Below are 10028 nucleotides of genomic sequence, written 5' to 3'. Positions count from 1 at the left end.
TGTTGATATTTACGCTAACTTTTACACAAACGATATAAACGGACATGATATGACTAGGGTTTGCCAGTTTTTTTTAGTTATAAAGCGACAAGTCTAATGTAGAGAAATTCCATGGAACATCTCTACATTATTTTTATGAAAAAGATTAATTTTGAGAGATATTTATATTGCCAAAATTGGCGTTGCATAGTTGTGGGATGATAATTAAATTTGCACGCATCTGAAACTTTTGATTGATCGGGCTAAATTTTTGGATACATATCAAAATCATCCCTTGATAATGCAACGCCCCAAAATTAACGCAATTTGAGAATTTCAGCAGTTACAGCTAAACTCTCTTCATACAAAACCTCTCTTCCCCAACGTTGTAACTGTTGAGCCATCAAATATTCTGCCTTCTGATCGCTTAAAGCACTAACTTGCTCTGTACGACAAGACTGGGCACTACCACCAGCCTCTAATCGCATACAACCAGTAGTTTCAGAACACAAAATAGTACAACAATCTGCATTGGGATTGCTCGAATCCAAACGCAAACCCACTAAATCTCCTGGAATTTCACCATAGTCAGCAGTAGGAATTGCTGCCAACTCTGCTAAAATCTCCTTATCGGTAGGACTGGTAAACTTAATATGGATAATGTCATAATCACCACCAGTTTCAGTATAAGTTGTAGGTTGCCAATCAAGACGACTAGCGAACCAACCTAAGAACATTAATGCTTGTCCTGCGTTCCCTTTTTCATAGTCAAGGGTAATTGTGTCAATTTCACCCAGAGAAGCACGACGCTCTGGTGGGTCAAAAGTGGCAGCAGTTAACTCTTGCCATGCAGAGAGACGATGCCAATTTAAGTCAGCAATATAGGTTTTATCCTCAATCAACTCCTGCATTTTGAGAAATTCTGATTCTGAATCGCTAAAATAAGATGAATCTACAATAATGCAATTGCTAGTTTTGCATAGGCGACGGAAAAGTTCTTGTTCTGGGTTGGGGGTAGCTTTCCACCAAACAAATTTGGGTAGGTCAGGAATCATTAATGATGTAACTACATCACTCACCCGTTCCAGCGCTTCTTTAGTCCCTCGTAGGGTGATGTATTCACAACAAATTAGTGAAGACTGTTTTTTCTGAACTGGGCAATAAGCAGAAACTTGAGCTGTTACCCCTGTATCTTCTCCGAAGGTAGGACACATAGTAATCACCCGACAAGGATTTTGAGCTGCGATAACTTCACTCATACTAAATCCCCGAACATCAAAATTCGGGAATTGCTTATCTTCTGGTGATTTAGCTGCCCACTCTGAGCGTAACTTGGCAAGAGTTTCGGAGTCTACTCTACCTGTTATTGGTAATCCATAAGTTTTTTGAGCTTCCTTAATAGCTTCACGAGCTGCTGTTCCATTAATACCATCTATTTCACCTTTGTAGAATCCCAAACCAGCCAAAAGTTGCTGGAATTCTTCAGGTTCATATATAACCATACTGAAAGTAGCTGCCCTGGTAGCAATTGGAGTTGCCTTGCCTCCACTTTGACTGAGCCAGATTTTATTTAGTTCTGCCTCAATTTCACTCAGAGAGATATCTTTTGGTTGTTGTAAGGCAACAAGTGTTGTACTCATTTTTCGTAAATGCTTAGTTCTTTAGTGATGCTTGCGTTAAACCTGGTAGTTATTAAGTAGGCTTCTTTTTCCTAAAAAAATTTCTACTTAATTAGAAATCTAATAGTCAAAAGTTGAACCCGTAATAACACTTCTAATCTAATGTAACTTATTAGTCATAAGTTAACAGTTGGCTATAATACTTGCCAAAGGGCATTAGCGATCGCTAACTAGTCATGGGTTGTCAGTTTAATTTGAGGAAATTACTTGTTTTGTGACCAAAAAATAAGGTCAATAGCCCCCCCCTTTCAAAGGGATAAAAAAATATTCAATTCAGTATTTCAATCCCGATACTTCAGCCAGAGGTACTGCTAATAACTGATAACTGAAATGACCCTAGATAGGCGAACCTATCTGACATTACTGTAAAAAGCTGATAACTGATAACTGATTTAAAGTCTGCGCCAACGACGACCATCTCGGTTGAGCAACAGTTCTGCCTCAACTGGTCCCCAAGTACCTGCTTCATACAAAGGTATTACTTCTGGTGGAGCGGGAGCATCCCAAATACTAAGTATTGGTGTTAATGCTCGCCAAGATGCTTCTACTTCATCGCCACGGGTAAATAGTGTTTGGTCTGCTAACATACAGTCTATCAATAATCTACTGTAAGCATCTGTACTAGGCTTACCAAAAGCAGTATCGTAACGGAAATCCATATCTACTGAGCGAGTTCGCAGGGAACTACCTGGTGTTTTAACTTCAAAGCGCATCGATATCCCTTCATTAGGCTGAATGCGCAAAGCTAATACATTAGGGTTAGCTTGTTTAGCTGCGGACTGGAACATCAAATATGGCACTTCTTTAAACTGAATTGCGATTTCTGAGACTTTTTTTGGCATCCGCTTGCCAGTCCGCAAATAAAATGGCACTCCTTTCCAACGCCAGTTATCAATATTGAGTTTTAGTGCTGCATAAGTAGGTGTTGTAGAGTTGGGGTCTGCTCCTCCTTCTTCCCGATAAGCTGGAACATTTTTACCTTTCATCCAACCCTGTGTATACTGACCTCGAATTGCTGAATATTCTAGGTGCTCTAAATCTGCTAGACGGGTTGCCTGAACTACTTTTACTTTTTCGTTGCGAATACTATCAGCATCTAAGGAATTAGGAGGTTCCATTGCTGTCAGGGAGAATAACTGCATCAGGTGGTTTTGTACCATGTCTCGCAGGGCACCTGATGTTTCATAATATCCAGCACGTCCTTCTAATCCTACTGTTTCTGCAACAGTAATTTGCACGTTATCGACAAATTGACGATTCCACAGGGGTTCAAAAATGGCATTGGCAAATCTAAATACCATTAAGTTTTGAACAGTTTCTTTCCCTAGATAATGGTCAATGCGATATATTTGCTCTTCGGGGCAAACTTGACGCACAACTTTATTGAGTACCTGGGCTGAACTGAGGTCTCTACCAAAGGGTTTCTCAATTACTAATCTTTGCTTTTTGGGATCGGGTAACATTCCTGCCGCCCCTAACTGTTGGGTAGCTTCTCCAAAGTATCGGGGAGCTACAGACAAGTAAAATACGCGATTACCTCGCGTACCCCTCTCCTCGTCCAGTTGACTCAAAAGTTCTTTGAGTTTTTGATAATCTTCTGGTTTATCTATATTACCAGGACAGTAAAAAATCCCTTTAGCAAAATCATTCCAGAGTTCTTCAGATTGTAAACCACCACCAAACTCTTCTACACCTGTCCGCATTTGTTCGCGGAAGTAATCATGGCTCCATTCTCTACGCGCTACTCCCACTATTGTTAGTTCGGGGGGGAGTTTCCGTTCTAGCTTCATTTGATATAATGCTGGAACGAGTTTTCTCTGGGTTAGATCGCCGGATGCACCAAATATTACTAAAATCTGTGGTTCGGGAATCCGGTCTTGTTGTAATCCAATCCGCAGAGGATTTTCTAATAATGCTACCATCTATGTTAACTGCTCCATAAAACTGATATAAAATGTCACAATGTGACAAATTTAATGTTTACTTCCTGCTTCCACCGGATAAGTCGCCAATCCGACGGCTCCCCTAGTCGGGAACACTCCGTCCACAGGCATTAATGGCCAAGCTGACCGCATCTCTTGAGTGCGTCTTACATTCTGAGGTTTCCTCAGCAATTAGCACTAGCTTTTTTAAATTGATTGAGGCGTTCAAATCTCGATCTTATGACTTGTTGTATCTCAAATTATTCAATAATTCAGCGTATTTAACTACATTAATTTCTATTTTTAGTCATCAGTCAAATAGTAACTTTTTTCACATTTCGGCTGTCGCCGACATGAAAATGACTGATGACGTCAGATTTAGTTAGCCTGAAACAGGTGCTAATTTTTTAACTTTTTCTTCTAGGGAGTTGATTAGAGAAGTGAAGGGTTTGATAAATTTGTCTATCCCTTCTGCTAGGAGTTCGTCCATTACTTGGTCAATGTTGATATTAATCTCAGGATCTTTGAGACTTTCCATTAACTGCATTGCTGCCTCAATGTTGGTCTCAACTCGGTTATCCACATCACAATGGTCAGCACAAGCATCTATGGTTTGGGGAGGCAAGGTATTAACTGTATTAGGTCCCATCAATTCATCAACATACATTACATCACTGTAGGCTGGATTTTTGGTGCTGGTGCTTGCCCATAACAGTCTTTGTACTTTTGCACCTTTTGCTGATAAAGCTTTCCAGCGATCGCCTTGAATGATTTTTTTGTATTCTTGATAGGCAATTTTGGCATTGGCGATCGCTACTTTTCCTTTTACTGTTTCTAGTTTTGCTTTGACAGTTTCATCTGCTACATTCTTGAGTTTTGTATCAATCGTACCATCAATATTACTATCAATCCGACTGAGAAAGAAACTTGCCACAGAAGCTATTTTACTAATATCCTCTCCTTTAGCAGCTCTAGCTTCTAAACCTTCGATATATGCCCAGGCGGTATTTACATAGCTTTCTACAGAGAATAGCAAAGTGACATTTACATTTATCCCTTCACTAATAACTCGCGTCACTGCTGGTAAACCTTCTGGTGTACCTGGAATCTTAATCATTAGGTTTTCGCGACCAATAGCAGTGTAATAACGAATTGCTTCGCTGATGGTACTTTCTGTATCTTTAGCAATAGTTGGTGGAACCTCTATACTAATATAACCATCTAAACCATTGGTCTGTTCATAAACTGGCATGAAAATATCACAGGCATCACGAATATCCTTAAAAACCAGAGATTCGTATATTTCCATCACTGACTTACCAGCACTGATACCAGCTTCAATGTCTGCATCATAGATAGCATTACCAGCGATCGCCTTTTCAAAGATCGCGGGATTAGAAGTAATACCACGAATTCCTTTCTGGGCAATCATGCTTTTTAGTTCCCCAGACTCAATGATATTGCGACTCAGATTATCCATCCAGATACTCTGGCCTAGGTTTTCTATTTCTAGCAAATGATTAGTTGTCATAGCTATTACCTTAATTCCTACTATGTTTTGTTGGAGTTTTTTGTGCCTTGAGATACTTCTAAAGGATAACTAAGCTGTTATGTGCTACTGCAGGTATTCAAAATTTCTTTACTATTGCTCTGTTGCAGCAGTGAAGTCTATAGCGCTGTGCGCAAAGCAATAGTCAAAAATAATCTATGACTGAGTTTGAGCATTTATAAATATCCTAACCTCTGCTTTGATTACTTAATGCAATCTTTATTGTGCTTAAAACAACTTTAACTATACAACCTGATTTAAGTTGTTAAGGAATGCAAATTCAATAAGACCGGAAATTTTTGGTTTATACCTAGGAGACTTCTTGAGCGTAATTAATTTTCTCCGGCTTTATTTTCTTCTCATTCCTAACTTTGATTAGAAATGCGTTTTTGTTCTTTAATAAAAGACTCAACAAGCGCCACATCTTCCTTACTTCCAATAATCAATGGCGTCCGTTGATGCAGTTTATCTGCTGCCACATCTAATATTTCTTCAGTCCCTGTACTAGCTCTACCACCTGCTTGTTCGACTAGATAAGCCATTGGAGCTGATTCATATAGCAGACGTAATTTTCCTTCTGGCTTTTTCACCGTACCTGGGTACAAAAATACTCCACCTTGATATAAAATTCGATGGAAATCTCCAACTAATGCACCACCATAACGGGCGGTGTAACCTTCATGGCGATGAACATAGCGGATATAATCGCGCATAGAATCATCCCACTGCCAAAAGTTACCTTCATTCACACTATATATTGGACCGTGGTCTGGAGTTTTGATATTCTCATTGGCGAGGATAAACTCACCTAAGCTAGGGTCTAGAGTAAATGCGTGTACTCCTTGGCCTATTGAATACACCAACATTGTACTAGGTCCATATAAAATATAACCAGCAGCAATTTGTTTACGTCCACTTTGGAGTAAATCTTGGGCGGAACCATCTTCATCGTCACCTTCTTGTTGGCGAACTGAGAAAATAGACCCCACATTTAGATTTGTATCTAGATTAGAAGAACCATCTAGAGGATCGTAAAGTAATGTATAGCGACCAATTGGACAATTTTCTGGAATGTAATAGGGTTTTTCCATTTCCTCGGATGCTAAGCGACAGACAAGGCCACTTTGCTTAAATACCGAGATAAAAACATCATTGGCATAGATATCCATCTTTTTGACGGATTCTCCCTGGACATTAACTGTGCCAGTAAATCCTAAAGCATTTTCTACTAATCCAGCACGAGTTAGGCGACGAGCGATTAACTTGCCAGCCAACCCTATTCGATTCATTAGGGCGCTGATATCTTGAGCATCTGGTGAGAACTGAAGTTGCTGTAAGACATGACGTGATAAAGTTGTACAATCACGATCTAATGCCTGTGTTTCCTCCAGACGAATGTGGAGGTCTTCCCCAGTTTGGGCATCTACCATATATATATAATTCCTCCATCTTAAATAGCTCCGGTCAATAGGCTAGTTGCAAAGGCAACTTTAGTTTTATTCTGGATATGCCTAGGGTTTATTTTATTTAGGCTGAAGCCAGAGGTTGCTCTTCTTTAATATGAACTTTAGATATTAGCGTTAGTCAAAATTTAGGAGTCAGGAGTCAGGAGTTAGGAGGGAAGAGAATTTAGGAAGATTTGCTAATGGCTAAAGATGAAAGATTTTTTGATAACGAATTAATATGAGATGAAATCCTCATGTATTTCAAAAAAAAAGTTTGCATTATCTACTAAGAAAAATATAGTAGGAATACAAACTTTAATATTAGTTAGGAATAAGCAATAAGTGTAGGTTGGGTTGAGGAACAAAACCCAACAAAGAATGATACTCTAACCCTGATATTTGAAATAAAAGCCCAACGCAAAACCTAATAATGTTACTTGTGGGGTGATAATAATAGGTATCATTTCCCGAATAAATGACTTATCTAATTGTGGATAAATAGATGCCAAACCAACCAGAAGATAAGTAATCCCTAACGATGCCCCAAAAGATATTAAAAGTTTTTCAGCTATATTTTTTCTAGTTTTCTCCTGTTCAATTTTTGCCCATTTAGATATGTATCTTATGGTGTCAGGGCTTGCATTTTTCTCATCAATATACTTCTGGATATAGCTGTAAACATCTGGTGTCTCTAGATTTTTTGTTTCTACAGTCTCTAGTATTTCTGGATGTGAAACTTTGTTTTGACTTGGATTTTCTTGTGCTTGTAATTTTGAATTATTCATAGGGCATAATTAGGGTTTACAATTTTTACCCGCCCCCACTATAACTATCAAGCAACTACTAAGCTATTATCTGAAAACTACTTCTTTTACTGATTTATCAGAATTCATAATTAGCACGGTAGAACCTTGCTTTATTTCCTTCTGAAAATACGCTTCAGTTGCTATAGCTTTGCGAATTGCCTCATTTTGACTAATGCCTTGATTTCTAGCAAGAAATTCTAACATTTCAGCTACGTCTGTTGGCAAAGTTACAGACATACGCTTTGTAGAGGGACGGGATGCTTGGATATTCATTTTTTGCATAATTCGACCTTCTCTATCTTCTCAAAATAAGGAGATAGACCCTGATTAATAATTGATTAGTTACTTACATCAAAGTATTCAATTGTCTAGCCATAAATAGAAAATTGGACTTCTCCATATAGGCTTAAATACAATATACACTAAACTTATGTTTTTGTGGTGTTTTTTTTACACCATTTTGGTGTTTTAAAAAAGGCTTTTTTGATAATCGAAACTTGTTTTAATATAAGTATGTAGATTGACTACTCTCCTAGCTGAAGCTCAGGAGAGTAGTCAAGATTTTCCTTTGCAACAGGCAATGGCAAAAGAAGCAGAAGCAGCAAGGGAGAAAAGAGCGCGTCTAATTAAAGCTGAATCTGAGTATGAATCTACTATTAAACTAACACAAGCGGCACAGGAAATTGCTAAGTCTCCAGTAGCATTAGAATTACGTCGAATCCAGATGATTGCTGAAATTGGAACTGAACAAAATACGACAACTATTTTGATGATTCCATCTGATATTTTACCTTTAGCAAAAGAAATTTCTAAGTTTATTTCATCAGAATAGATTTATCAATTTACTAGCCATAATTATACTATTTATAAAAAATTTTATACATTGGTAATGCGTTGTTATTGTAAAATTGATAATGTAGAAAAAAACAAGAGGTTTTGAATAGAATTAAAAAGTTTTGGCGAATTACTAGCTATTTTAACAATTCTGGAACCAGATAGTAAAACTTGCCAACCTTTTATCAGACTAGCACAAGCTGGTACGGCAACAGAAGGTGAGACTGATACAAGTATATTACTAGAAATCAAGAATAGTTTAAAGTCAGATATTGACAAGGAATTAGAAGAAGTTAACAGCAATAAATTAGAGATTAAGCAAAAATTAATTGCTAAATTTTTAGAATAGTAATATTGCTATCTTCAAAATAACAATATGGGGGAAATTACCCCCATGAAGTTTTCTTAAAAAGCTGCTTTTTTAACCTCAAAATAACCGAGTAACCAAAGAATACAGTCTTTGTTCTTCAATTATCAACTTTCAACATCATAATTTTTTGTCAAAGTCTAGGGATAATTTTCCTGATGAGGATTTTTAGCATAATCATCAAGAGCCACTTTATCCTTAACTTGAACCACCAAACCATTTTTAAATGCTTCAGAAAGTTCTGATAAATTTTTTCCACAAGATAAATCAATTATTTCTGGAATCTTACCTTTAATTCTTATGTGAATTTATCAGGAATTAGGCACACAAAACCCAGAAACTTAGTTTTTTAGTATACGTTTATTGTTAAAACTAAGGATTTATCGTAGCAACCAAGTTTCTTTGGGTAAGTTCTATTTATTCAACTTCATAATCAACAGTAATTTTATCTATCAAAATCGGCTTAATTAAGGTCTGAATAATTTCTTGATGAAGAGGATTTTTGGCATAAGCATCAAGAGCAGCTTTATCTTTAACTTGAACTACTAAACCATTTTGAAATCCTTGAGAAAGTTCGGATAAATTATTCCCGCAAGATAAATCAATTATTTCTGGAACTTTCCCTTTCATTCCTCTCAAAGCTGACATAACTGAGGCAATAGTTTCTGGTGAAGTATCTGGCTGCCACTTAAATAAAACTATATGTACTATCATCTAAATAAATCCGTTAAAACATCCGCTAAATTTTAACATAAATTGAGGTGCAGCTATTGCGAATTTAAGTTATGAATTTGGTGCTAAATGTAAGCATTTAGCTATTAGCAGTTATACCATTTCTCAAAAAGAATGCTATACCCGATCGGGTGGGGAAGTGTGAGGAATGTGGTCCGTGTAGGGAGGAATAAACATAAAAATAATAAACATTAACTGGGCTAATAAAGAGCAAAAAAGTAATTTCCCCTGTGTTAATTACTTAATAACTGAAGTGCGACCTAAGTATAGCAATGCTTTTGGGAATTGGTATTAGGCCTCAGCTTTCTAATGAATGAAGCAAATAATCTTTTCACTTCTACTACATTTTCAACTAGAGAATTGAAGCACAAGAACGACTAACTTTAGTTGTCAACCCACACAATTCTGTGGCAGGAAATGTAGATATATCTAGGAAACTGATAGCTGATAGCTGAGAGACTGTTTGTAAAATAAGTATTAAGAGAACATGCGAGTGACTAAAATCTAAAAGCGGTAATACTTCAAGAGATTGAAATTTGGTAGGTAGAGAAGTATTCAGTACATATATTCCTAGATTTTTAAGCGACAAATATTTGTCTTGATTTCTTCCTCCTTATTCCCTATTCCCTATTCCCTATTCCCTGTTCCCTGTTCCCTGTTCCCTGTTCCCTGTTCCCTATCTCCTTTTTATATTTCCTTTACAAACAATCTCTGA

8 protein-coding genes are annotated in these 10028 nt (G+C 37.2%); 1 reads left to right on the top strand and 7 read right to left on the bottom strand.

Going from position 1 to position 10028, the window contains the following annotated elements; all coding sequences use genetic code 11:
• Positions 1–296 precede the first annotated feature (296 nt).
• From opcA to ACP6PM_RS26735, 6 genes are all read right to left on the bottom strand, one after another.
• Positions 297–1619 (bottom strand): glucose-6-phosphate dehydrogenase assembly protein OpcA, encoded by a 1323-nt coding sequence (gene opcA, locus ACP6PM_RS26760; protein WP_426589942.1) that lies wholly within the window; start codon positions 1617–1619, stop codon positions 297–299.
• 431 nt (positions 1620–2050) lie between these two features.
• Positions 2051–3580 (bottom strand): glucose-6-phosphate dehydrogenase, encoded by a 1530-nt coding sequence (zwf, locus tag ACP6PM_RS26755; RefSeq protein WP_426589941.1) that lies wholly within the window; start codon positions 3578–3580, stop codon positions 2051–2053.
• A gap of 382 nt (positions 3581–3962) precedes the next feature.
• Positions 3963–5111: a transaldolase gene (gene tal, locus ACP6PM_RS26750; RefSeq protein WP_426589940.1), complete on the bottom strand. Its 1149-nt coding sequence runs from the start codon at positions 5109–5111 to the stop codon at positions 3963–3965.
• Between the two features lie 383 nt (positions 5112–5494).
• A complete protein-coding gene (fbp, locus tag ACP6PM_RS26745) occupies positions 5495–6559 on the bottom strand; it encodes a class 1 fructose-bisphosphatase (RefSeq protein ID WP_426589939.1) in 1065 nt (354 codons plus the stop codon).
• A gap of 401 nt (positions 6560–6960) precedes the next feature.
• A complete protein-coding gene (locus ACP6PM_RS26740) occupies positions 6961–7359 on the bottom strand; it encodes a hypothetical protein (RefSeq protein WP_426589938.1) in 399 nt (132 codons plus the stop codon).
• Between the two features lie 66 nt (positions 7360–7425).
• Entirely contained in the window at positions 7426–7653 is a 228-nt protein-coding gene (locus ACP6PM_RS26735) for a ribbon-helix-helix domain-containing protein (RefSeq protein WP_426589937.1), read from the bottom strand.
• A gap of 247 nt (positions 7654–7900) precedes the next feature.
• Here ACP6PM_RS26735 and ACP6PM_RS26730 point away from each other — a divergent pair, with 247 nt between their 5' ends.
• Positions 7901–8212, top strand: coding sequence for an SPFH domain-containing protein (locus tag ACP6PM_RS26730; RefSeq protein WP_426589936.1), 312 nt, complete (start codon positions 7901–7903; stop codon positions 8210–8212).
• Between the two features lie 786 nt (positions 8213–8998).
• Here the strand turns inward: ACP6PM_RS26730 and ACP6PM_RS26725 are convergent.
• Positions 8999–9295, bottom strand: coding sequence for a Dabb family protein (locus ACP6PM_RS26725; RefSeq protein ID WP_426589935.1), 297 nt, complete (start codon positions 9293–9295; stop codon positions 8999–9001).
• Positions 9296–10028: the final 733 nt, after the last annotated feature.

It is taken from the genome of Dapis brunnea BLCC-M229 (genome assembly GCF_050015995.1).
In the GTDB taxonomy this organism is placed as follows: domain Bacteria; phylum Cyanobacteriota; class Cyanobacteriia; order Cyanobacteriales; family Microcoleaceae; genus Trichodesmium.
The sequence above is the reverse complement of the archived record's forward strand: the minus strand, read 5'-3'. Positions and strand labels throughout refer to the sequence as shown.